We start from the raw sequence: 22,203 nt of genomic DNA on the forward strand, positions 1-22,203 counted from the left end.
ACGCAGGCACAACGAATCAGCGTATGAAAACCAATTTAATTACCCTTGGCGGTTATGAAAAGTTGCAGCAGGAGCTTGAACACCTGTGGCGGGTTGAGCGGCGCGAAACCGTGGAGAAGGTGTCGTGGGCGGCGAGCCTGGGCGACCGCTCTGAGAACGCAGATTATAAATACAATAAACAGAAGCTGCGTAAAATTGATGGTCGTATTCGCTATTTAACCAAGCGTCTGGAGCAGGTAAAGGTGGTGTATTATTCGCCACAACAGGACGGTAAGGTGTTTTTTGGTGCCCGGGTGGAAATTGAGGACGAGGACGAAAACGTGCGCGCCTTTCAAATTGTCGGTCCGGACGAGATTTATGATCGCAAAGACGCGGTGTCTATCGACTCGCCCATGGCGCGGGCGTTGCTGAAAAAAGAGGTAGACGACGAGGCCGAGGTTCGTACGCCACAGGGTACTAAGACCTGGTTCATTAATAAGATAAGTTACCAACAGCCCGCGTAGTCAATTCGTGATAGTATTCGTCCCCATTATTTGTCGTAACGTTTTAAAACCAAGAGATGTACTATGAGCCAGATACCGCAATTACTTGCTAATGAACTGAAGGTCGACGAGCGTCAGATTGCCGCTGTTATCCAGTTGCTGGACGAAGGCTCGACGGTGCCTTTTATTGCCCGTTACCGTAAAGAGGTCACCGGCGGTTTAGACGACACTCAATTACGTCAGCTGCATCAGCGACTGAATTACCTGCGCGAGCTGGACGACCGCCGTCAGGTGATACTGAAGTCGATTGACGAGCAAGGTAAGTTAACCGACGAACTGGCTCAAAGCATTAAAACCGCCGACTCGAAAACCGAGCTGGAAGATTTATACCTGCCCTACAAACCTAAGCGCCGTACTAAAGGCCAAATTGCGATTGAAGCGGGACTTGAACCGCTGGCGGACTTGCTGTGGAAAGACCCAACACAGAACCCGGAGCAGGCTGCAGCAGAATACATTGACGCCGACAAAGGCTTTGCCGATGTTAAAGCAGTGTTAGACGGCGCTCGCGCCATTTTAATGGAGCGTTTTGCCGAGCAGGCGGAGCTGCTGAAGCGTTTGCGTTCTCACTTGTGGCAGAACGCGCACTTAACCAGCACCGTTGCGCCGGGCAAAGAAAAAGAAGGCGCTAAGTTCCGCGACTACTTTGAATTCTCTGAGCTGTTTAAAACCATTCCGTCGCACCGTACACTGGCGTTGCTGCGCGGTCGTAACGAAGGCTTTTTGCAGCTGTCTATGGACGCGGATCCTGGCAGTGAAGACACAACCTCGGGCTCACATTGCGAAGTGATTATTGCTGATTTCCTGAACTTTGAGCATAAAGGCCGCGCTGCCGATGACTGGTTGCGTCAGGTTATTCAATGGACCTGGCGGGTGAAGTTGTCGCTGCATATGGAAACTGAACTTATGGCTCGCGTGCGCGAACGTGCCGAGGAAGCTGCTATTCAGGTATTTGCCAGCAACTTAAAAGACTTGTTGATGGCGGCACCTGCCGGCGCTAAAACCACTATGGGCTTAGACCCGGGTGTTCGCACCGGCGTGAAGGTTGCCGTGGTAGACGAAACCGGTAAAGCGGTTGCCACTAACACGGTATTCCCGTTCCAGCCGCAGAACCAAATGGATAAAGCCATGCGAACGCTGGCTACCTTGTGCAAGCAATACAAAGTTGAGCTTATCAGCATTGGTAACGGCACTCACTCGCGCGAGACCGACAAAATGGTCGGCGACATGCTGAAGCAGCACAACGACATTAAAGCCACAAAGGTTATAGTAAACGAGGCCGGTGCTTCGGTTTACTCGGCGTCAGAACTGGCTGCGCAGGAATTTCCGAATATGGACGTGTCGCTACGTGGCGCAGTCTCTATTGCCCGCCGCTTGCAGGATCCACTGGCAGAACTGGTTAAAATTGAACCTAAGTCTATTGGTGTCGGGCAGTACCAGCACGACGTTAGTCAGTCGCAACTGGCGCAGAGTCTGGATGCGGTGGTTGAGGACTGCGTAAACGCAGTGGGTGTGGATGCCAATATGGCTTCTGCCGCGTTGCTGCAGCGCGTATCCGGCTTATCGAAAACTTTGGCGAAGAACTTAGTTGAGCACCGCGATGCTCATGGTGCGTTCCGTAACCGTAAGCAATTGCTGGATGTTGCGCGCATGGGACCAAAAGCCTTTGAACAGGCGGCAGGCTTCTTACGCATTAGTAACGGCGAGCAGCCACTGGATGCGTCTTCAGTTCACCCCGAGGCTTATACCGTGGTTGAACGCATTGCTAAAGAGAACTCGCTACCGGTACAGGAACTTATTGGTAATCAGCAATTGATTAAATCTTTGAACGCTAAAGACTACACCGATGAGCGCTTTGGTCTACCAACGGTTACCGACATTTTGTCTGAATTGGAAAAGCCGGGCCGTGACCCGCGTCCAGAATTCAAAATGGCAGAATTTAAAGAAGGCGTTGAGAAAGTCAGCGACTTAAAGCCCGGCATGTTGCTAGAAGGTGTAGTAACTAACGTGGCGAACTTTGGTGCCTTTATTGATGTTGGCGTGCATCAGGACGGCTTGGTTCACATTTCAGCACTGGCGGACAAGTTTGTCAGCGACCCGCGCGAAGTGGTTAAAGCCGGCGACATTGTGAAGGTAAAAGTGCTGGAAGTGGATATTGAACGTAAACGTATTGGCTTAACCATGCGCTTGAGCGATGAAGCCCCGACGAATACAGCAGGCAGCGACAAGCCTAAAGCCAAAACCGGAACTGGACCTAAGAAAAAACCTTCAGGTAATGGCGGTCGTACGCCGCAGCCACAAAATTCGGCTATGGGCAGTGCATTAGCAGACGCCTTTGCAAAAGCGAAGAAAAATTAAACAGGAATGATTAAGCGGTAGCGCTGAAAGAGTCCACGGACGGACGAACGCGCTTATCGTAGAAAGAAGCTATCATCTCGCCTCGTTCAGGCGACGACAACGTCTTTTTACCCAGCTCTTCAGGCGCCACGTCCGAAGACGCTGACTGGCTGCCTTCCTCGCCCTCTAAGCTTTTATTAAACGGCGCATTAATACTGATATCAGGAACGCCTTTTTTGTCACCTTCTTCACCCGAGCTCACTTGTTGCTGAGCCAGCTCTGCCCGCGCCTGAGTAGCTTTATTAGCCGCCTCGGCAGCAATTGAACGGTCGGCAGCGGAAGGTTGAGCCGGCGCTAATGCCGCACGACGCACTAACTGCATTTTTTGAATGGTCGCTTGCGGGTCACCATTAACCGGGCTTACATCTATTTGAACTTCGCCGCCCACAGCATAAGACTTACCGTCAGGGCCGCGCTCGTACTCATAGGAAGGAGAACCAGCATACTGACCTCCAACCGCTGCATGAGCCTGCTCATGAACTCGAACTTCCTGGTCACGGCTTTTTAGCTCATCGACTTTTTCAACTTCTTCTTCACTGAGCTTCTGCTGATTCTTTTCAGCATTGTCAGTAACTTCTTTGCTGGCTTTGTCGGTAGCTTTGTCGGTGGCTTTTTTGCTGTCAGACTTTCCATCCGCTTTCGCGTCGGGTTTTCTGTCGGCCTGGGTATCGGCTTTATTACTGGATTGATCAGATTTGGCAGGTTCATTCACCAGCGGCCGCTGCAAATTATCCCTATTCATCGACTCCGCAGGTGGTGCCGACGTTACAGGAATAGGCGGTAACGCTGGTGAGATATTCATGTTAGAACATTAAGCGCTGGTATCAATCATTGTGCCCAACATCTCGTCGGCAGTTTCTACCGTACGGGTGTTTGACTCAAGGTTGGTCTGACCCTGATTCAATGAAACCAGAGAGTCAGTTGTGTTGGTGGCCGTAACGCTTTGGCTGGTTTCAGAGGCAGTTTCAGTTGCGGCCTGAGCACCATTTGCAACGGCATTACTTTGCTGCTGAACATCATTACGACCCGATGTTGAAGCAGACGCAATTTCCTGACTCGCTTGTGATACCTGTTGGTTTGCACGTTGCATACCCTGCAGGCCTGAGTTCATTGCGGCACCAATTTCCATCGTTTCCTCCCACACGCTAAAACGTGTTACTACGAATGTATTTGTCAGTATCGGTTATATTTTAAACATTTTCAAGTACTGACAAATGCCATTCGTCGCAATTTCAACCAATAATTACGCGTGCTGCTGAATTTGATTTAATAGCGCTTTCCAGGAGCGTTTTTGCATTTCCAGCGAAGCCTTCATTTCATCAACCTGACGCTTCAACGCATCAATATCGTGATGCACATGTTCTTTCAAGGCTTTAGCTTTAGTATCCAGAAGCTTTTTACGAGCCTGATAATAAGCCTTCAAATGCTGACCCATTTGCTCATAATGCTCCTGAGCTCGCTCAAATAACGAGTCTGGTGCTGCTTGTGCTTTTTGCTGTGCGCGCTTTAGCTGCATTTGTAGTTTCGCCCGCTCCACCTGATACGGTGAGCTGCGCTTCAAATTCTTCGCAAGCCCAAGCCATTTACTGACCACAATAAGCCATTTGGTTGGGTCAAACTGCCACCAGCGAATGCCGTTACGGTAATCCGCAGCAAAAATATGGTGGTAATTATGATAACCCTCGCCAAAGGTCAAAAAGGCCAGAACACCGTTGTCTCGTGCGGTATTTTTGTCGGTATAAGGCTGCTTGCCCCATATGTGCGCCAGCGAGTTAATAAAAAAGGTAGTGTGATGATTCAGCACCAAACGCAGTACACCAATAACCAGTAATCCGGCCCACACGTCACCCAGCATGAAACCGGCGGCAATTGGCCAGCCAAAGTTCACAAACAGGGTTAGCGGCAGGTAATACTTATGCTGCCACATAACAATTGGGTCTTTCTGCAGGTCTTTAACGTTATCGTAGTCAGTATAACGGCTCGCCTGATATTCACGGATCATCCAGCCAATATGTGAGTACCAGAAACCGCGCTTAGCCGAATACGGGTCTTTGTCGTTGTCATCAACGTGCTTGTGGTGCTCACGGTGGTCAGAAGACCAGTGAAGCGCACTGTTCTGCAGCGCAACCGCACCGCCAATGGCAAAAATAAAACGAATTACGGGGTTAGCATCGTATGTCCGGTGCGCCCACAGGCGATGATAGCCCGCTGTAATAGATAAACCGGCAAAACATGCCGTACCTAACATAACCCACCAGAATGCAGCGCCAATACCAACGCTGTACGCATATAAGGGTACGCCAACAATGGCGACAATAAAGGTAATGGCAAAAACCAAGGTGTTTAACCAGATAATGGGGGGCTTTTCAGAAATTTGTTGCATGCATATAACCTAAAACATTCAAATAAAGGCAGGCGTCTAATAGCGTACACCTGTACGCTGAATGTACGTGTTTCGTGTTCAAATTACAAGCGGTAAAAGTGTAAAAAGCTGTGTTATCATTCTTAATATACACGCAAAGATGACTATACGACTATGGCCGGAATTCGCGCAAAGCAGAAAGAGAAAACCCGACAGGCGTTAATTAACGCGGCAATGAACCAATTAAGCGCCGAAAACGGTTTCTCGAGTTTGAGCCTGAGAGAGGTCGCGCGCGAAGCCGGAATTGCCCCCACGTCATTCTACAGACACTTTCGTGACATGGATGAGTTAGGACTCACTTTGGTCGACGAATGCGGCCTGGCTTTACGCCAACTATTACGCCAGGCGCGTCAGCGCATTGAATCCGGCGGCTCTATTATTCGGGTATCTATAGAAACTTTTATGCAATTTGTGGCAAACAATACTGCCACCTTCAGATTATTGCTGCAGGAGCGTTCCGGTCGTTCACGCAGTTTCCGTTTGGCGGTAGTGCGCGAAATAGATCACTTCAAGGCAGAACTGGAAGACTATTTAGTGAACGAACAGTCGTTTAGCCGAGAATTGGCCGAGTTACAGTCGGACACTATTGCCAAAATTGTATTCAGCGCCGGAGCCGACTGCTTTGACGTAGACGAAGAAGAACGCGAAATTATTACCGAAAAAACGATTCTGCAAGTTCGCTTAGTTGCCCGGGGCGCCGAAGCGACTCGCCGATTACTAAAACGAGAGTCATAAAAAAACAATCTTAATCAGAACAAGAGACTGGAGAACATTATGCTTTTACGTGCTGTAGGCGGTATGGCATTAGCGGTCTGGGCGGCAGATATTGATGCCCGCGAGATGACGCTAATGGAAACCGTAACCACCAAAGCCATTCGTTCGGCTCAACTGTCGCCGGATGGTCAATTCACTGCGGTTATCCGCTCAACACCCCGTACCCCGTACGAAGACGACGACGGCTCCAGCTACAGTGAGTTAGTGCTTATTAATGCTGAAGGCGAAGAAACGTCTTACCTGAGTAAAGACAAAAAGTTCGGCCGGGTCAGCTTTGGTCCGCAAAGCGAATACCTGTACTTTACCGCTAAAGCAGAAGGCGATGAGTATCAGGAGCTTTACCGCATGCCTGTGCACGGCGGCGGTATTCAGTCGGTGTTTGAATTTGACGGTAATATTGGCGGCTACGCGTTAAGCGATGACGGCGAGCAACTTGTCTTTTTGTCTTCAGGCGCGAAAGACAGCGATGAAGAAAAGCTTTCCAAAAAAGGTTTTAAAGCCGAAGTCTACGAAGAAGACTTAACCTATACGCAGGTTTACCACGTGTCACTGGGTGAGGAAGACGCCGAAGCTAAAGCAGTTACTGTCAACGACCAGCACGCGCTTTCGGTTAGCTTCCACCCGAATAACGAACAATTACTGGTTCGTACCGCACCAACTTCGCTTATCGATGACAATTACATGAGCAGCCAATATCAGCTTATTAGTCTGGACGGCGAAGTAGTCACTTCTTTTGACAGCGAGGGCAAGCTTGGTCGTGCAGAATTTTCACCGGACGGTCGTTATTTGGCCATGATCCGTGCTGCTGACTACAACGATCCTTCTGCTGGTTCTTTATTTGTTTACGACACTCGCGAGCAAGAACACCGCAACGTGTTGCCCGACTACAAAGGCTCTATCAAAGATTTTAGCTGGCGTACCGATGAAGAAATTATCTGGTTAGGCCACCGCGGTACCGAAACCGAAGTTCAGGCATTAACGCTTAAGTTTTTAGAAAGCCGCAGCCTGTTAGAGTTGGGTGAAGCCATTTTCACCAGCCTGGACGCTGAAGCCGGTAAATCAGAGTTTGTTTTAACAGGCCACCGCCCTAGCCACCCGAGCGAAGCGTTTAAATACAGCAACGGCCGTCTGGAGCGTTTAACCGACTCTAACCCCTGGCTGGATGACATTGATATGCCACGTCAGGAAACCATGACCTATGAAGCGCGCGACGGGCTTAAGCTGGAAGGCATTGTGGTCTACCCTAAAGACTACGAAGAAGGTAAAACCTACCCAACCGTGATGGTAATTCACGGTGGCCCTGAATCGCATTACAGCAATGGCTGGTTAGACCGCTACGCATCGCCGGTTAAGCATGCCGCAGCCAAGGGTTATGCCCTGTTCTTCCCTAACTACCGTGGCAGCACCGGTCGTGGTGTCGAGTTCTCTAAGCTGGGTCAGAATGACTACGCGGGTAAAGAGTTCGACGACATTGTTGATGCGAAAAAACACTTGGTTGATATTGGTTTAGCCGATGAGTCGAGCGTAGGTATTACCGGCGGGTCTTACGGTGGTTACGCTTCGGCCTGGGGCGCAACCGCACAGACCGAACACTTTGCAGCCAGCGTTATGTTTGTGGGTATCAGCGACAACTTATCTAAGTTTGGTACCACCGACATTGCCAAAGAAATGCACGCTGTTCATGCCCGCAGCTATCCGTGGGACAAGTGGGAATGGTACTTAGAGCGCAGCCCAATTTATCACGCAGAAAAAGCGCGCACGCCAATTCTTATTATGCATGGTAAAGAAGACACCCGCGTTCATCCATCACAGTCCATGGAATTGTACCGTTATCTGAAAACTCACGGCAAGGTGCCGGTTCGCTTAGTGTTGTACCCCGGCGAAGGCCACGGCAACCGCAAAGTAGCGGCACAGCTGGACTACAGCATGCGTTTTATGCGTTGGATGGATACCTTCCTGGTAGAAAAAGCTGAGGAAAAACCGTCGTTTGAGCTGCCACACGCTGAGCAGCTTAAATAAAGCCAGTTCCTAATAAAAAGCCGGGACACTTCATTTTGAAGCTCCCGGCTTTTTTGTCTCTGAAACTTTGTTATTTACCAGAAACGGCCTGCCAAATTTCCTTCCAGCCCGGTTCTTTTCCGTAATACTGAATACCCATAGCGAACAAGCGCCCCGCTACATTTCGCATCCAGTATACAAAGGCCGCCAGTAATACCAGGCTCAGCAACCATTCCCATACCGCGACATCAGTTTGCAACAAACGCGCCGGCATCATGGCAAAGGAGCTAATCGGCAGAATGCTCATTACGGTAGCTAAGGTCGAGTCAGGTGTACTTACCACACTAAAGCTCAGAAATATTGGCAACATCGGTACCAGCATCACCGTGCTTCGGGATGAGTGGTTAGGGTCATCGATGGTTGCGGAAAAGCCCGCTAGTAAGGCGTTAATTAAGACCGTGCCCAATAAAACAAAAATAAGACTCAACAGACCCGTGCCAACACCCCAGTCCAGACCTGAACCGCTCTTATCGGACAGTGCCGCAACCACCAGGCTTACGCCCAAAATCATTAAACCAATAAAGAGCATCGATTTCAGGCTGTGCAAGGTAATGCCGATAATTTTGCCATCCATCCACTGAGTCGGTGTCACGATAGTCAGCAACTGCTCAGTTACACGCTGTTGTTTCTCTGCCGTTATCGACATCATCATCAAACCGAAGCCGGTAAAAACGCCAACCATTATAACCACCAGTAACATGCTGGCTGAGCTGTCAGTAGCATCATCAATAGAAGCTTCTTCGCTCTCTTCAATAGAAAACGCTATATCCGGCTTTTCATCAATAACCGCTTTTTCTTCCGGAGCCAGTGGTAACTGCTGAATACGCAGATCCTGCAGTTGATCCTGTAATTCGCTACGCAATTCCTGTTGCCAGGTCTGAGACTTCTTAACCCAGACTTTTGCGGTTAATTCAGGTGTTATGACAATTAATGTATCTAGCTCTTCTGGTAATTGTGCTTTCCACTTTTTTACTTCCATGGTGCCAGCACTGCGAAGGTTTAAGTCTTTTGGGGCCTCAAACTCCCAAGACTGGGGTTTGCCTTCTTCATAGAAAATAGCTCCGTGATATTCATCCGACAAAAGTTGAGCTATTGCGCCCCAGCCAGTGCTCACGACAAAAATGGCGACCAAAATGACAATAGACAAAAGTTCCTGCTTCCATTTAAAAAAGCGCTTAAACTCCCACCACGAAATAGCTTTTAACTGCTTAAAGTAACCCGGACTCGTCTGTTTCATGACTGCGCCTCCTCGCTGCTTTTCTCATCACTCGCTTGCCGACGAATCGTATTCAGATACAAATCGTGTAATCCGGGCTGAATAGGCGCAAAGGCTTTAATCGGAACCTGCTGCGCCAGTTGTGGCCACAACTGATCTATACCGGCATCCGCATCAAAAGTTATCTCAACTTGCTCGTCATTCACTTTACGCATGGACTCTATTTGGTCCACGCCCTGCCAGCTATCTAACGCAAGCTGAGCATTGGTTGTTACCCGGTAAACCGGCTTAGGCAGCAAGGTATCGCGTATTTCCTGCAAGCTGCCCTGAGCTACCGCGCGTCCTTTATTCATTAACAACATGGTGTCGGCTAAACGCTCAACCAGCTCCATTTGGTGTGCACTTAACACCACCGTTTTGCCGCGTTCGCGCAACTCGTTTAATACCGTCAGTACATGCTCCTGGTTTACCGGGTCTAAACCCGAAAAGGGCTCATCCAGAATCACCAGTTGAGGGTCGTGCAGCAGCGTGGCAATAAGTTGTACTTTTTGCTGGTTTCCCTTAGACATCTGACGCAAAGGCTCGTCTTTACGATCAGTCAGTTCAAACCGCTCCAGCCAGCTATCAATATCGCTGCGTATATCGCTTAGCTTCAACCCGCGCAAACTGGCAATGTAATTCAAGTTATCCAGTATGGTTCGGTCCTGATACAAACCACGGTCTTCAGGCAGGTAAGCAAAGTCGTGATAGGTCAGCTCAATACTCTCGCCGTTATTCTCAACGAGGATCTCACCCTCATCGGGCTGAGTGAGGCCAACCAGCATACGAACCAGGGACGACTTCCCGGCACCGTTAGGACCGAGTAACGCCTGAATCTTGCCGGGCTGAATATCGAGGGAGATAGCGTCTACCGCCGTTACGGTGCGGTAACGCTTAGTGACATTATTAACTGAAAGGCGCATGTTATTTTTCTGTTATTTGCTTAAGAAGCGCCTATCTTAGAAAGACAAAGGGCCCGTAACAAGTGTTACGAGCCCTTTAATTTGTTTCAAACTATGAATTTACAACTGAGGGCCTGCGGCAACCAGCGCTTTACCGTTATCAGTATCAGTAAATTTCTCAAAGTTTGCGACAAAACGTTCGGCTAAGTCTTTCGCACGAACGTCCCACTCACCGTCATCTTCGTATGTTTTACGTGGATCCAGAATGCTACTGTCCTCAACACCGGCCAGCTCAGTTGGCATAGCGAGGTTAAAGTGAGGCAACTGCACAAATTCAGCGTCTTCAATTGAACCATCTAAAATGGCATCAATAATAGCGCGCGTCGCTTTAATAGAAATGCGCTTGCCAGTGCCGTTCCAGCCAGTGTTAACCAGGTAAGCTTCTGCGCCAGCCGCTTCCATACGCTTAACTAAAACTTCCGCGTACTGCGTTGGGTGCAGGCTTAAGAACGCCGCGCCAAAACAGCTTGAGAAGGTTGGCGTAGGCTCGGTGACACCGCGCTCAGTACCGGCTAATTTAGCAGTAAAGCCGGACAAGAAATGATACTGCGCCTGTTCTTTAGTCAGCTTAGACACCGGCGGTAATACGCCAAAGGCATCGGCTGTCAGGAAAATAACTTTCTTCGCGTGACCCGCTTTAGACACCGGCTTAACAATGTTGTCAATGTGGTAAATAGGGTAAGACACGCGAGTGTTCTCGGTTTTCGAGTTGTCATCAAAGTCGACAACACCGTTGTCATCAACAGCAACGTTTTCTAATAAAGCATCACGACGAATCGCGTTGTAAATATCCGGTTCCGCTTCTTTCGACAGGTTAATGGTTTTCGCATAACAACCGCCTTCAAAGTTGAATACGCCGTCGTCATCCCAACCGTGTTCATCGTCACCAATGAGTGCGCGTTTCGGGTCAGTCGACAGGGTGGTTTTACCCGTGCCTGACAAGCCGAAGAAAACAGCCACGTCGCCTTCTTGACCAACGTTGGCAGAGCAATGCATAGAAGCAATGCCTTTTAGCGGCAGGAAGTAGTTCATCATTGAGAACATACCTTTTTTCATTTCGCCGCCGTACCAGGTGCCGCCAATTAACTGAATTTTTTCCGTTAAGTTAAACGCCACAAAGTTTTCAGAGTTCAGCTCTTGTTCTTGCCACTTAGGATTAATGCACTTAGCACCGTTCATGACAACGAAGTCTGGCTCAAAGTTTTCCAGCTCTTCTTCGCTTGGGCGAATGAACATGTTTTTCACGAAGTGCGCCTGCCATGCCACTTCGGTAATGAAGCGAACTGCAAGACGAGTGTCTTCGTTAGCACCGCAATAGGTATCAACCACAAACAAACGTTTGTGCGACAACTGCTCAGTGACCAAACCTTTCAGTTCATTCCAGGTTTCGGTCGACAGTGGTTTGTTGTCGTTTTTGCCTTGGTCAGCCCACCAGACGGTATCGCGAGTTGTGTCATCGCGGACAATGTATTTGTCTTTAGGGGAACGTCCGGTGAAAATTCCGGTATCGACAGCAACCGCACCCAGGTCCGTTACCGTTCCTTTTTCATAACCTTGCAGGTCGTCGCGAGTTTCCTCTTCGAATAGCAGGTCGTAGGACGGATTATGGACAATTTCTTCGACATCTGTGATGCCGTAGCGGCTCAGATCCAGATTAGGCATGACGTAAGGCTCCTGAGATTACGGTCGTTCGTTAACGTTAACAGCAGCAACACAGCGTAAAAAATCCTGTTTTACAGTTTGGTTACTGGCTAATTTTCAGGGCGCGAATATTAACCTGATTGTGTAAAAAAAGATAGGGCAAAATTTTGCCAGTTCGTTAGAATGCCCGCCTGACTTTTGTATGCAGCAGTGGGTTTCTGATCATTTATGCGTGATTCCTTTCACAGCCGAATTGGCTTTATATTAGCAGCCGCGGGCTCTGCCGTTGGCCTGGGGAATATTTGGGGCTTCCCGACTCAGGTTGCGAACCACGGCGGCGGCGCCTTCCTGCTGGTGTATCTTTGCGTAATCTTTATACTTGCCATACCCGCTTTGTACAGCGAAATGCTGATAGGCCATAGTGCACAGGCGAATCCGGTTCGCTCCTTAACGCAGCTGTCCGAAGGACGCGCCCGCCCTATTGGCCGCTTAATGGGTTACCTTAATGTGCTGGGCTCCTGCTTAATGCTCAGCTTTTATCATGTGGTGGCCGGCTGGATGCTAGTTCACGCCTTAGGCTTTCTGGCTCGAGGCTTTGGTGTTGAACCTGCTGCCGAATTTTTGCTGAACAGCTCACTAACCCGCGACTTAATTTTCACCGCTGTATTTTTACTCGCCACCGCTTACGTGGTTTTTCAGGGTGTGGAAAAGGGCATAGAGCGCTGGTCTAAGCGCCTGATGCCTACCTTAGTCGTTTTGCTGGTGGCGTTAATTGCCTACATGCTGACCTTACCCGGCGCCGACGAAGGCCTGAAGAAATATCTTGTCCCCGACTTCAGCCTAATGACTGACACCAGCATTTTGGTGGCCGCTATGGGCCAGGCGTTCTTTTCGCTCTCTATTGGTTTGGGCGGCATGATGATATACGGCTCCTACCTGAAACCGGGTGCTAACTTAGGTCGTTTAAGCTTATCAGTTGCCGCGCTGGATACTTTTATCGCGTTCCTGGCGGGGCTGTTAATTATTCCGGCTCTGTACGCAGGTATTCATCTGGGAGTTAATGTCGGCGACGGCTCTAAACTCATTGGCGAAGGCCAGCTCATTTTTGCGGTACTGCCAGAGCTATTTAATAGTATGGGCATTGCCGGTCCTTTTGTGGCTTTTGCATTTTTCATGTTGCTGAGTATTGCCGCTCTAACCTCGACCATTGCTCAGGCCGAAGTGCCGGTGTCTTACTGCATAGAAGAGCGCAAACTGAAACGGCCAGTAGCAACAGCCCTGTCACTGAGCGTTATTGCGGTATTTTCGCTGCTGCTAATACTGTTCTTTGAACCGCTGTTTGGCTGGGTTGTTACTGCGGTCACACAGTTCCAGTTGCCGCTGTCAGGCTTATTCTATTTGCTGGTAGTGGGTTGGCTATGGCGCCGCAGCAATCACCTGAAAGCTATTGCTGCGGGCAGTGTCGGTTTAACCTTGTTACGCTGGCATATTCGTTATCTCTGTCCGATACTGATGAGCATCGTGTTTTATCACGTAGCCTTTAGCTAAGCCGGGTTAACTTTTGCCCGGACGCTTGCCGGAAAACTTCTGTTCCAGTGCTGACGCCACCCGGGCGTCAGTAAAACCGGAAACGTCACCACCATGCAATGCCACCTCTTTTACCAAGGAGGAAGAAATAAACGAGTTTTCCTCTGCTGGCGTCAGAAACACGCTTTCCAGATTCGGCGCCAAGCGTCGGTTCATATTCGCTAGCTGAAATTCGTATTCAAAATCAGACACCGCGCGTAACCCGCGAATAAGCACTGTTGCTTCGTATTCTTTGGCAAAGTTCACCAACAGTCCGGAAAAACCAACGACAGTGACATTATCCAGGTTTTCAGTCACTTGCTGCGCCAGCAAAACCCGCTCTTCCAGGCTAAACAGCGGCTTTTTACTGGGGCTTTCTGCAATGCCCACAACAATTTCACTAAACAAGTTGGCGGCCCGTTCAATTAAGTCGGCGTGGCCATTTGTAATAGGATCAAAGGTTCCCGGATAAATTGCTCGACGGTGCATAGAGTCTCCTAAACCGTTATTTGTGCAAGCACTTTATTTGCACGCTTTTCATTTGGCCTAAAGAGTACACGCAAGTGCACACTAAACAAAAGCCCGATATTCAAATTAAGGATGCGAGTTGCGACTAACATCAGTAAACTAGAGGGTAACTTACGTTTTCAAATAGTGGAGTAAAAAATGAGCTCAGCCTTTTATCAGCAACTGGCCGACCAACTGGCCGAAACCAAAGCCGAAGGCCTGTACAAGAAAGAACGTATTATCAGTTCGGATCAAAGCTCTGAAATTACGGTGAATAACCGCAAGGTACTCAACTTCTGCGCAAACAACTATCTGGGTCTGGCCAACCACCCGGACTTAATTAAAGCCGCCAAACAAGGCCTGGACGAACACGGTTTTGGTACGGCTTCGGTGCGTTTTATTTGTGGTACTCAGGACATTCATAAAACACTGGAACAAAAACTTAGCAAGTTTTTAGGTACTGAAGACACCATTTTGTATTCATCATGCTTTGACGCCAACGGCGGTTTGTTCGAAACTCTAATGGGCCCCGAAGACGCTATTATTAGTGACGAGCTCAACCACGCCAGCATTATTGACGGTATTCGCTTGAGTAAAGCGAAACGCTTCCGCTACAAAAACAACAATCTGGAAGACTTAGAAGCTCAGCTTAAACAAGCTGACGCAGACGGCGCACGCCACAAGTTAATTGCAACCGACGGTGTGTTCTCAATGGACGGCGTTATTGCCAACTTAAAAGGTATTTGCGACTTGGCCGACAAATACGACGCGCTGGTCATGATGGACGACTGCCACGCCACCGGTTTCTTAGGCGAAAATGGCAAAGGTACGCACGAATACTGCGACGTTATTGGCCGTGTTGATATTATCACCGGTACCTTGGGTAAAGCGCTGGGTGGTGCTTCTGGTGGTTACACTTCAGGTAAAAAAGAAGTCATTGACTGGTTACGCCAGCGTTCACGCCCTTATCTGTTCTCTAACTCAGTAGCACCGGCCATTGTGCAGGCTTCTATTCGTGTACTGGATATGCTGGCCGAAGGCGGCAAGTTGCGCAGTCAACTGTGGGAAAACGCCAGCTACTTCCGTGAGCAAATGACGAACGCAGGCTTCACCTTAAGCGGCGCAGACCACGCCATTATTCCGGTGATGGTCGGCGACGCCAAACTGGCCTCTGAAATGTCAGACCGACTGTTAGAAGAAGATATTTATGTGATCGGCTTTTCCTTCCCTGTCGTTCCTAAAGGCAAAGCCCGTATCCGCACGCAGATGTCTGCGGCCCACACACGTGAACAACTGGATCGTACCATTGAAGCCTTTACCCGTATTGGTAAAGAGCTGGGTGTGATTTAAGGAGTAAAGAATGAAAGCTTTGTCAAAACTGCACGCAAAACCCGGCATTTGGATGACCGACGTTGAAAAACCGGAATGCGGTTACAACGATTTACTGATTAAAATAAAGAAAACCGCCATTTGCGGCACCGATGTTCACATTTATAAATGGGACGACTGGTCGCAGAAAACCATTCCGGTGCCTATGGTAGTCGGCCACGAGTACGTGGGTGAAGTTGCCGCTATGGGCGACGGTGTTCGCGGCTTTGAAATTGGTGACCGTGTTTCCGGCGAAGGCCACATTACCTGTGGTCACTGTCGTAACTGCCGTGCTGGCCGTCGTCACTTGTGCCGCAATACTTATGGTGTGGGTGTTAATCGTCCGGGAGCTTTTGCAGAATACCTGTCACTACCAGCTGAAAACGCTTTTAAACTGCCAGATGACGTTACTGATGAAATGGCAGCTGTATTTGACCCGTTTGGTAATGCGGTTCACACCGCGCTAGCTTTTGACTTGGTAGGTGAAGACGTGCTGATTACCGGCGCTGGCCCTATTGGTATTATGGCAGCAGCCGTTGCCCGTCATGTTGGCGCACGCCACGTGGTTATTACCGACGTAAACGAATACCGTCTGGACTTAGCCCGTAAAATGGGTGTGACCCGCGCAGTGGACGTGAGCAAAGAAAAGCTCTCTGACGTTATGAACGAGCTGGGCATGAAAGAAGGCTTTGATGTGGGTCTGGAAATGTCCGGTGTTCCGTCTGCGTTTTCACAAATGCTGGAAACCATGAACCATGGTGGCAAAATTGCCATGCTGGGTATTCCGCCAGAAAACATCGCTATAGACTGGAACCAGGTTATTTTTAAAGGTTTGGTTATTAAAGGCATTTATGGCCGCGAGATGTTTGAAACCTGGTACAAAATGGCCAGCTTGCTGCAGTCAGGGCTGGATATTTCGCCTATTTTAACGCACGAAATGCCTATTGATGACTTTGAGAAGGGCTTTGAAACCATGATTTCAGGCCAGTCCGGCAAAGTCATACTGAACTGGGATTAACGCGTAAATGAGCAATTATCAGCTAATGGAATTACCCATCGCCGTTGAGCATTGGCAAAATGGCGATGCGGTTTTTGTTGATATCCGCGACCCGCAGTCATTTGCTGCGGGCCACATTCCGGGCTCTCAGCATCTGGATAACAGCAACCTGCCGCAGTTCCTGAGTTCGGTTGATAGAAGCCAAAAAGTGATTGTGGTTTGCTACCATGGCATTAGCAGTCAGGGTGCTGCTGATTACATAGCAGGCAACGGTTTTACTGATGTGCACAGCATGGACGGCGGCTATACGGCCTGGTCCATGTCTTTTCCTGAACACACTGAGAGGAACTAAACCATGCGACGATTGCTCAGCAGCCGCGACTCAGACTGGATGCACAAACTGTATCAGTATTTACGTCAGCAAGGCATGCCAGTCAGCGTTACTGAACGCGGTGAGCAATTGGAATTATGGTTACATCAGAGCAGTTATGAGGCTGCCGCTAAAACACTGATTCAACAGTTTAAAGATAACCCCGAACTTGCCGCTGAGCCCGTAAAGGAACAGCGAACTTCGGAACGAGGTTCATCATCACTGTCTTTTAGTTTGCTACAGCAAAGCGGTTGGCTGACCCGAATTGTCGCGGCTATGGCGTTGCTGGTGTTCGGGATGGTGCAAATGTACCCCGAAGCGGTGCTGGAAACACTGAGAATCAGCCAATATTTTTCGGCGCTTCCCTATGATCAACCCTGGCGCTTTATTACACCGGTGCTGATGCACTTTACGCTGCTTCACCTGGTATTTAATATTTTCTGGTGGTGGTATCTGGGCGGTCGTATTGAACGTTCTCTGGGAATATCCTGGTTACTGGCTCTGCTGTTATTCTGCGGTATTACTGCAAACGTTATTCAGTACCTTTTCAATGGCCCTAACTTTGGTGGGCTGTCCGGTGTGGTCTATGGCTTGCTTGGCTTCTGCTGGATATACAGCTTCAACCGCCCCACGCCGCTTTATCTGCCACCGGGGCTCATTATCTTTATGCTGCTGTGGTTAGTAATTGGCTACACCGACATGCTGTGGGTTAATGTTGCTAACGAAGCCCATCTGGCCGGGCTGCTTTCTGGCTGTTTCGCAGGCTTGGTAGTGCGTTGGTTAAACCCTAAAATGCGGCAGCTTCACTGATAAATGTACTTGGTGAAAAGAACATCGCGGATAACCGGATTGCCGGTTTCCTGCTGCATCAGTTCTTTTGCTCTTTCTATACATTTTAAACGAAGTTGATCGCGTCCCGTCATGGTTCGCACCTGACGTTCGGTCGCGGTACTTAAAATTGTCACAAAGGCATTACGCAACAAAGGCGCATGGTGCTCTACCACACTAACGTAACTGGGATCCGGCACCATCACTTCAATAGCAACCCGAATAAAGCCCAAGCGGTAATCATTGCCTTCTTTCAGGTAATTGGTGGTGATATCAGGCTCAAAACCGTAGTACGAAACGTCGTCTGCCGACGCTACCGTTACACTGCTGAACCAAAGAAAAATACTGGCGAATACTGTTATCAGAAGTTTCATAGCCCTACCCGGCCCGATTGCTGTTCAATTAAGTTCTCTCTGCTATCATAGCGACAGAGCTTAATAACGCCAACACATATGACAACAGAGTTTTATGCCACCCCGGCTTTTCCAGTTAGCAAAGCGCTGCAATGGACACCGCCTGAACAACTTGAATTAACCCCAACACAAGCCGACTGGCTGCTTTACGAGGGTTCGCTTACAGAACGCCTGAAGCAGGTAGGTCAGCAGTTCTCCGTTAAGTTACTCGGTCAGCAGTTACTTGCCCCTAACACGGAAGAAAAGCAAAGGTTAAAAGGTAAAGACCAAGCCGTTATCCGTGAAGTTCTACTATACTGTAATGAAAAGCCTTGGGTTTTTGCGCGCAGTCTATTTTCTCCCAGCGCCGAAAACGCCGATACACTGAATTTACAACAACTGGGGAATCAGTCATTGGGCGAGTCTTTATTTGCCCGTAGCGATTTATACTGCGGAGACATAGAAGTGGCAGAAGTTGCTCTGGAACATCCGGTTGCTCGGCTTAATCAGCAGTGGTTTGGGATAAACCAGAGGCTGCTCAGCAGACGCCGAATATTTTCAACGGGCGGTGAGCAACTGTTAGTCAGTGAAGTATTTCTGCAGCCCTCGCCACTGTACTCTTCGCCGAATAACAGGAGTTAGTATGCAAAAGTTAGTCGCTTTTTGGCAGTTAATGCGTGCGGACAGACCCATTGGTACCTATCTACTTGCCTGGCCAACTATCTGGGCACTCATGATAGCCGGAGCCGGCGAGCCGCCCCTGCGTATAGTTGTCATATTTTTGCTCGGTACTTTTGTCATGCGCTCTGCCGGTTGTGTTATTAACGACTTTGCCGACCGCAATTATGACGGTCACGTACGCCGCACCCGTCAGCGTCCTATCCCGGCGGGAAGAATATCGGCAACTGAAGCAATGATAGGCTTCATCGCGCTGTTAGCCATTGCCTTCGGGCTGGTTATGCAGCTGAACACTGAAACGGTCATGCTCAGCTTTTTCGCTGCCGGCGTAGCGGCACTTTACCCGTTTTGTAAACGCTGGACGCATTTGCCACAAATAGTGCTGGGCATCGCCTTTAGTTTCGGCATTCTCATGGCCTTTACCGCACTAGAATCTGACCAATGGTTTATTGCTGGCTTACTATTTCTTGCCAATATTCTCTGGACGGTCGCCTACGATACCGAATACGCCATGGCGGACCGCGAAGACGACTTAAAGATAGGCCTGCAGAGCACGGCAATTTTGTTTGGCCGCTTCGACCGTCTGGCTATTGGCCTGTTGCAACTCGCGACTCTGGCCTTATTGGGCTGGGTATTGCACTTAATTACCGTTGAACTTTGGGTGTGGCTGGCATTAGCGGCTATTTTTCTGTTGTTTGCATACCAGCACTGGTTAATACGGCACAGAGAGCCCGGAAAGTGCTTCCAGGCTTTTCTGCATAACCATTATATTGGCATGGTATTCGCTATTGGCTTAGCCGTGCATTACTGGTTCTAATCACTCTCAGTCGGCTTTTGCTCTTCTTTGGGTGCTTCTTTTTGTTCATGTTCTGCCTGCTCTTTTAGCTGCTGAACAAACTGCTCAACCGACTGACGAATGGTTTGTAGCACAGGGCCGTCAATGAGCTCATCGACCTGATCGCTGAGCTCGCCCACCGGCTCGGCAGCAATTTGCTGGCCGTCGTCATTAATTTCTACCAGGCCTTGCTGTTTTAAACTGGCAATGAGCGTCGACATAACTTTCTTATCGTAAAATTCCGGGGCATCAATACCGTGAATGGAGCTTAAACGTTCTGCCAGGGTAATAGACTGCTTTTCGAGATCCGCCCGCATAATAGGCTGCGCCTGTTGCAGCAATTCAAGTACAATACAGTAACGTTGCAAGGTTTCGCTGGCACTGTTGGCCAATAACCTCAGCCGATACCACTGCGCACTTTCCCGTTGCGCTATGGTGCAAACACCGTCTTCCAGAGTAATTAACTGTTGTCGCGCCAACTCTTCGGCAAGAGCTTCCGTCCAGAGCGGCAAGTCTTCAACATTATGACTCAAATAGAGCTCTGCTTTTAAAGACGGATAAATTGCCTGTGTCCGCGCCGCAATTTCAGCCACGCTGACTTTCTTCTTAGCCATGATAATTGACGCAACAATACCGGGAACGACCATCAAATGAAGAATGTTATTCCGGTAATACGTCATTGCTATGGCTGTCATGCGCTCCAGCGACACGACTTCGCCCATGGTGTCGCTATCAACCGTAAATTTGTCGGTGCGCAGTGCCTGTTGCCAGAGCTCTTCCGGTGTCTCCTCCGGCACGCTCATCATATTGCTGTATCGCACTTCGCGCAGCACGCCCAGATAAACCTCCAGCTGAGCCAACAACTCTTCTTTCATCAGCGCGTGGTGCTCTGAACTCAGTAACGCCAATGCGGTAAGGTTAACGCTATTTGCCGCCGCTGAATCGTTAATGCCCTGCATAACTTGCTCGGCTAAACCACCTACCACCGGGTTCAACCAGCCCGGGCGTTCCGGTTCCTGTGCCCCACGGGTGACCGACTCATGCCAGTTAGGCGCCACTTTGTCCAAATGGTGTTTTAAATTAATAGGCTGGCCAAAAGTCACAAAGCCCTGGCCAAAATTGCGCAGCTTGGCCACAGTTTTCAGAATTTGAAAAACCGACTCTTTTTCTTTGTCCTTACCTTTAAGCTCTTTCAAGTAAGTAGCCACTTCCATAATATGCTCGTAACCAAGGTACACTGGCACCAGCGATACTGGGCGTTGCTGGTCCCGCAACATGCCCTGCACAGTCATTGCCAGCATACCGGTTTTAGGCGGTAATAAGCGGCCAGTTCTGGAGCGGCCGCCTTCACTGAAGTATTCCACCGGGTAGCCCTTTTGGAACAACCAGCACAAATATTCACGAAAAACAGCGGAGTACAATTTGTTACCCCGGAAGCTGCGGCGAATAAAGAACGCACCGCCACGCCGGAAAATACCTCCGACAGGGAAAAAGTTAAGGTTCACGCCAGCGGCTATATGCGGCGGTACAAGGCCTTCTTTATAAATAACATAGCTGAGCAGCAAATAGTCCATGTGACTGCGGTGGCAAGGCACGTAAATGACCTCGTGCCCTTGTTGCGCCAGTCGCCTAATTGTATCCCCGCCTTTTACATGAATTCCGTTGTAAATCCGGTTCCACATCCAGGTCATAAAACGATCTAGAACCCGGATAAGCGTTGAATTATAGTTGGCGGCGATTTCATCGATATAAGATAAAGCGCGTTTCCGGGCGGCTTCTTCACTAATTTTCTTGCCTCTGGCTTCATCCGATACGGCCTTTTTTAACGCCGGGGTATTAATTAATGCTGACATCAGTTCTTTGCGCTGACTCAGTTTAGGTCCGGCAACGGCATGGCGCATACGTACGAAGTGAACTCGCGCTACCCGCGCCAATTTGTGTGCAATACGCATATCGGTGCCGTGGTCACGCGCCATAGTGCCCAGGCTCACCGAACGAGAGAAGCGCAGCAACACTTGTCGACCAGAAAAAATTACCAGCCAGAATTTGCGCCAATGCCCGGGGTTATCTAAGTCACCGGTCATGGTGTTACCGGCATGCGCCTCTTCTCCTGCCTGACGGCCCCAGAATACGCCCGCGGGTATCAGTTGAACATCCAGTTCCGGCTGGTCTTTATGCAAGGTTAATAGCTGGTGAAATTCAGATACCGTTTGATCCGAGACCTCATTCGCCAGCTCTTCCAGGTACATGATTCGGTTATAGGTTTTACCATTAACCACAAGAGGGTCGACAGGGTCTGGCAAACCGCGCTTGTGCGCCGCCCGCTGCAAAATGGATAGATCCGCTTTAGAGGTTGAACGCATTACATAGACAATTGGCTTTCCAACAGTTGCTGAATGCTCTTCTTCAGTGCCATCCCAAATTTCCTGAAAACGCGTTAACCAGCGTAACGGGTATTTAAAAATAGGGAAAAAGCGGCTTATTCCTTTCATATAGAGACCTCTGTTTTAAACAGAAATACAGGATACCAACTTCGTGTAAAAATGTCGTTCAAGAAATTACTTGCGAAATCAATTTACCTGTATATACTCACAGTATCACTGTACAAATAAAC

Annotated in this window: 20 protein-coding genes; 11 read left to right on the top strand and 9 right to left on the bottom strand. The window is 49.2% G+C overall.

The annotated features are described in order from the left end of the window. Positions 1-23: 23 nt before the first annotated feature. Together greB and ACN0RF_RS07895 are read left to right on the top strand one after the other, a co-directional pair. On the top strand, positions 24-503 hold the full coding sequence (gene greB, locus ACN0RF_RS07890) for a transcription elongation factor GreB (RefSeq protein WP_417438601.1): 480 nt from the start codon (positions 24-26) through the stop codon (positions 501-503). 63 nt (positions 504-566) lie between these two features. Further along, positions 567-2,897, top strand: coding sequence for a Tex family protein (locus ACN0RF_RS07895; protein ID WP_417438602.1), 2,331 nt, complete (start codon positions 567-569; stop codon positions 2,895-2,897). Positions 2,898-2,907: 10 nt separating this feature from the next. On the opposite strand, the gene ACN0RF_RS07900 is transcribed toward ACN0RF_RS07895, so the two are convergent. The 3 genes from ACN0RF_RS07900 to ACN0RF_RS07910 form a co-directional block, all read right to left on the bottom strand. Further along, positions 2,908-3,678: a putative metalloprotease CJM1_0395 family protein gene (locus ACN0RF_RS07900; RefSeq protein WP_417438798.1), complete on the bottom strand. Its 771-nt coding sequence runs from the start codon at positions 3,676-3,678 to the stop codon at positions 2,908-2,910. A 69-nt stretch (positions 3,679-3,747) separates the two neighbouring features. Next, positions 3,748-4,065 carry a flagellar basal body rod C-terminal domain-containing protein gene (locus ACN0RF_RS07905; protein WP_417438603.1) on the bottom strand — a complete coding sequence of 106 codons (318 nt, stop codon included), beginning with the start codon at positions 4,063-4,065 and terminating at the stop codon, positions 3,748-3,750. A gap of 114 nt (positions 4,066-4,179) precedes the next feature. Then, positions 4,180-5,319 carry a fatty acid desaturase gene (locus tag ACN0RF_RS07910; protein WP_417438604.1) on the bottom strand — a complete coding sequence of 380 codons (1,140 nt, stop codon included), beginning with the start codon at positions 5,317-5,319 and terminating at the stop codon, positions 4,180-4,182. A 153-nt stretch (positions 5,320-5,472) separates the two neighbouring features. On the opposite strand from ACN0RF_RS07910, the gene fabR reads away from it, so the two are divergent. Beyond that, complete coding sequence (gene fabR, locus ACN0RF_RS07915) at positions 5,473-6,093, top strand: HTH-type transcriptional repressor FabR (RefSeq protein ID WP_011233539.1); 621 nt, start codon at positions 5,473-5,475, stop codon at positions 6,091-6,093. 39 nt (positions 6,094-6,132) lie between these two features. Further along, positions 6,133-8,151 carry a S9 family peptidase gene (locus ACN0RF_RS07920; RefSeq protein ID WP_417438605.1) on the top strand — a complete coding sequence of 673 codons (2,019 nt, stop codon included), beginning with the start codon at positions 6,133-6,135 and terminating at the stop codon, positions 8,149-8,151. A gap of 70 nt (positions 8,152-8,221) precedes the next feature. Here ACN0RF_RS07920 and ACN0RF_RS07925 read toward each other — a convergent pair whose 3' ends face one another. The 3 genes from ACN0RF_RS07925 to pckA all read right to left on the bottom strand — a co-directional run bounded on the left by ACN0RF_RS07925 (position 8,222) and on the right by pckA (position 12,069). Then, positions 8,222-9,427 carry an ABC transporter permease gene (locus ACN0RF_RS07925; RefSeq protein ID WP_417438606.1) on the bottom strand — a complete coding sequence of 402 codons (1,206 nt, stop codon included), beginning with the start codon at positions 9,425-9,427 and terminating at the stop codon, positions 8,222-8,224. Beyond that, positions 9,424-10,368 (bottom strand): ABC transporter ATP-binding protein, encoded by a 945-nt coding sequence (locus ACN0RF_RS07930; protein ID WP_417438607.1) that lies wholly within the window; start codon positions 10,366-10,368, stop codon positions 9,424-9,426. The genes ACN0RF_RS07925 and ACN0RF_RS07930 overlap by 4 nt, the downstream gene beginning before the upstream one ends. A 99-nt stretch (positions 10,369-10,467) precedes the next feature. Next, complete coding sequence (gene pckA, locus ACN0RF_RS07935; protein ID WP_011233535.1) at positions 10,468-12,069, bottom strand: phosphoenolpyruvate carboxykinase (ATP); 1,602 nt, start codon at positions 12,067-12,069, stop codon at positions 10,468-10,470. Positions 12,070-12,276: 207 nt separating this feature from the next. Here pckA and ACN0RF_RS07940 point away from each other — a divergent pair, with 207 nt between their 5' ends. Then, the gene (locus ACN0RF_RS07940; protein WP_417438608.1) at positions 12,277-13,596 is read left to right on the top strand and encodes a sodium-dependent transporter; all 1,320 of its coding nucleotides are present in this window, start codon (positions 12,277-12,279) and stop codon (positions 13,594-13,596) included. A 6-nt stretch (positions 13,597-13,602) separates the two neighbouring features. Here the strand turns inward: ACN0RF_RS07940 and coaD are convergent, their stop codons facing one another. Next, on the bottom strand, positions 13,603-14,103 hold the full coding sequence (coaD, locus tag ACN0RF_RS07945; protein WP_011233533.1) for a pantetheine-phosphate adenylyltransferase: 501 nt from the start codon (positions 14,101-14,103) through the stop codon (positions 13,603-13,605). Positions 14,104-14,280: 177 nt separating this feature from the next. Between coaD and ACN0RF_RS07950 the strand changes: the two genes are divergently transcribed. From ACN0RF_RS07950 to ACN0RF_RS07965, 4 genes are read left to right on the top strand one after another with little or no spacing between them, the layout of a single operon-like run. Then, positions 14,281-15,471 carry a glycine C-acetyltransferase gene (locus ACN0RF_RS07950; RefSeq protein ID WP_417438609.1) on the top strand — a complete coding sequence of 397 codons (1,191 nt, stop codon included), beginning with the start codon at positions 14,281-14,283 and terminating at the stop codon, positions 15,469-15,471. A gap of 10 nt (positions 15,472-15,481) precedes the next feature. Continuing rightward, the gene (gene tdh / locus ACN0RF_RS07955; RefSeq protein WP_417438610.1) at positions 15,482-16,507 is read left to right on the top strand and encodes an L-threonine 3-dehydrogenase; all 1,026 of its coding nucleotides are present in this window, start codon (positions 15,482-15,484) and stop codon (positions 16,505-16,507) included. 7 nt (positions 16,508-16,514) lie between these two features. After that, positions 16,515-16,838 carry a thiosulfate sulfurtransferase GlpE gene (gene glpE / locus ACN0RF_RS07960; protein ID WP_417438611.1) on the top strand — a complete coding sequence of 108 codons (324 nt, stop codon included), beginning with the start codon at positions 16,515-16,517 and terminating at the stop codon, positions 16,836-16,838. Positions 16,839-16,841: 3 nt separating this feature from the next. Further along, complete coding sequence (locus tag ACN0RF_RS07965; protein WP_011233529.1) at positions 16,842-17,666, top strand: rhomboid family intramembrane serine protease; 825 nt, start codon at positions 16,842-16,844, stop codon at positions 17,664-17,666. Here ACN0RF_RS07965 and ACN0RF_RS07970 read toward each other — a convergent pair. Then, the gene (locus tag ACN0RF_RS07970; RefSeq protein WP_011233528.1) at positions 17,660-18,058 is read right to left on the bottom strand and encodes a flagellar basal body-associated protein FliL; all 399 of its coding nucleotides are present in this window, start codon (positions 18,056-18,058) and stop codon (positions 17,660-17,662) included. The two genes, ACN0RF_RS07965 and ACN0RF_RS07970, sit on opposite strands and share 7 nt — an antisense overlap. 78 nt (positions 18,059-18,136) lie before the next feature. Between ACN0RF_RS07970 and ACN0RF_RS07975 the strand changes: the two genes are divergently transcribed. Together ACN0RF_RS07975 and ubiA are read left to right on the top strand one after the other, a co-directional pair. After that, complete coding sequence (locus ACN0RF_RS07975) at positions 18,137-18,718, top strand: chorismate--pyruvate lyase family protein (RefSeq protein ID WP_417438612.1); 582 nt, start codon at positions 18,137-18,139, stop codon at positions 18,716-18,718. Position 18,719: 1 nt separating this feature from the next. Beyond that, entirely contained in the window at positions 18,720-19,571 is an 852-nt protein-coding gene (gene ubiA / locus ACN0RF_RS07980) for a 4-hydroxybenzoate octaprenyltransferase (protein WP_417438613.1), read from the top strand. On the opposite strand, the gene plsB is transcribed toward ubiA, so the two are convergent. After that, entirely contained in the window at positions 19,568-22,081 is a 2,514-nt protein-coding gene (gene plsB, locus ACN0RF_RS07985; protein ID WP_417438614.1) for a glycerol-3-phosphate 1-O-acyltransferase PlsB, read from the bottom strand. The two genes, ubiA and plsB, sit on opposite strands and share 4 nt — an antisense overlap. Between the last annotated feature and the right edge of the window lie 122 nt (positions 22,082-22,203).

Source organism: Idiomarina sp., from assembly GCF_048260185.1.
Taxonomy (GTDB): domain Bacteria; phylum Pseudomonadota; class Gammaproteobacteria; order Enterobacterales; family Alteromonadaceae; genus Idiomarina.

Coding starts and splice junctions, on each gene's coding strand:
- ACN0RF_RS07950 (WP_417438609.1), top strand. CDS start 14,281: ATGAGCTCAGCCTTTTATCAGCAACTGGCCGACCAACTGGCCGAAACC.
- ACN0RF_RS07970 (WP_011233528.1), bottom strand. CDS start 18,058: ATGAAACTTCTGATAACAGTATTCGCCAGTATTTTTCTTTGGTTCAGC.
- ACN0RF_RS07975 (WP_417438612.1), top strand. CDS start 18,137: ATGACAACAGAGTTTTATGCCACCCCGGCTTTTCCAGTTAGCAAAGCG.
- ACN0RF_RS07900 (WP_417438798.1), bottom strand. CDS start 3,678: ATGAATAGGGATAATTTGCAGCGGCCGCTGGTGAATGAACCTGCCAAA.
- tdh (WP_417438610.1), top strand. CDS start 15,482: ATGAAAGCTTTGTCAAAACTGCACGCAAAACCCGGCATTTGGATGACC.
- ubiA (WP_417438613.1), top strand. CDS start 18,720: ATGCAAAAGTTAGTCGCTTTTTGGCAGTTAATGCGTGCGGACAGACCC.
- fabR (WP_011233539.1), top strand. CDS start 5,473: ATGGCCGGAATTCGCGCAAAGCAGAAAGAGAAAACCCGACAGGCGTTA.
- ACN0RF_RS07920 (WP_417438605.1), top strand. CDS start 6,133: ATGCTTTTACGTGCTGTAGGCGGTATGGCATTAGCGGTCTGGGCGGCA.
- plsB (WP_417438614.1), bottom strand. CDS start 22,081: ATGAAAGGAATAAGCCGCTTTTTCCCTATTTTTAAATACCCGTTACGC.
- ACN0RF_RS07930 (WP_417438607.1), bottom strand. CDS start 10,368: ATGCGCCTTTCAGTTAATAATGTCACTAAGCGTTACCGCACCGTAACG.
- ACN0RF_RS07940 (WP_417438608.1), top strand. CDS start 12,277: ATGCGTGATTCCTTTCACAGCCGAATTGGCTTTATATTAGCAGCCGCG.
- pckA (WP_011233535.1), bottom strand. CDS start 12,069: ATGCCTAATCTGGATCTGAGCCGCTACGGCATCACAGATGTCGAAGAA.
- ACN0RF_RS07925 (WP_417438606.1), bottom strand. CDS start 9,427: ATGAAACAGACGAGTCCGGGTTACTTTAAGCAGTTAAAAGCTATTTCG.
- ACN0RF_RS07895 (WP_417438602.1), top strand. CDS start 567: ATGAGCCAGATACCGCAATTACTTGCTAATGAACTGAAGGTCGACGAG.
- coaD (WP_011233533.1), bottom strand. CDS start 14,103: ATGCACCGTCGAGCAATTTATCCGGGAACCTTTGATCCTATTACAAAT.
- ACN0RF_RS07905 (WP_417438603.1), bottom strand. CDS start 4,065: ATGGAAATTGGTGCCGCAATGAACTCAGGCCTGCAGGGTATGCAACGT.
- glpE (WP_417438611.1), top strand. CDS start 16,515: ATGAGCAATTATCAGCTAATGGAATTACCCATCGCCGTTGAGCATTGG.
- ACN0RF_RS07910 (WP_417438604.1), bottom strand. CDS start 5,319: ATGCAACAAATTTCTGAAAAGCCCCCCATTATCTGGTTAAACACCTTG.
- greB (WP_417438601.1), top strand. CDS start 24: ATGAAAACCAATTTAATTACCCTTGGCGGTTATGAAAAGTTGCAGCAG.
- ACN0RF_RS07965 (WP_011233529.1), top strand. CDS start 16,842: ATGCGACGATTGCTCAGCAGCCGCGACTCAGACTGGATGCACAAACTG.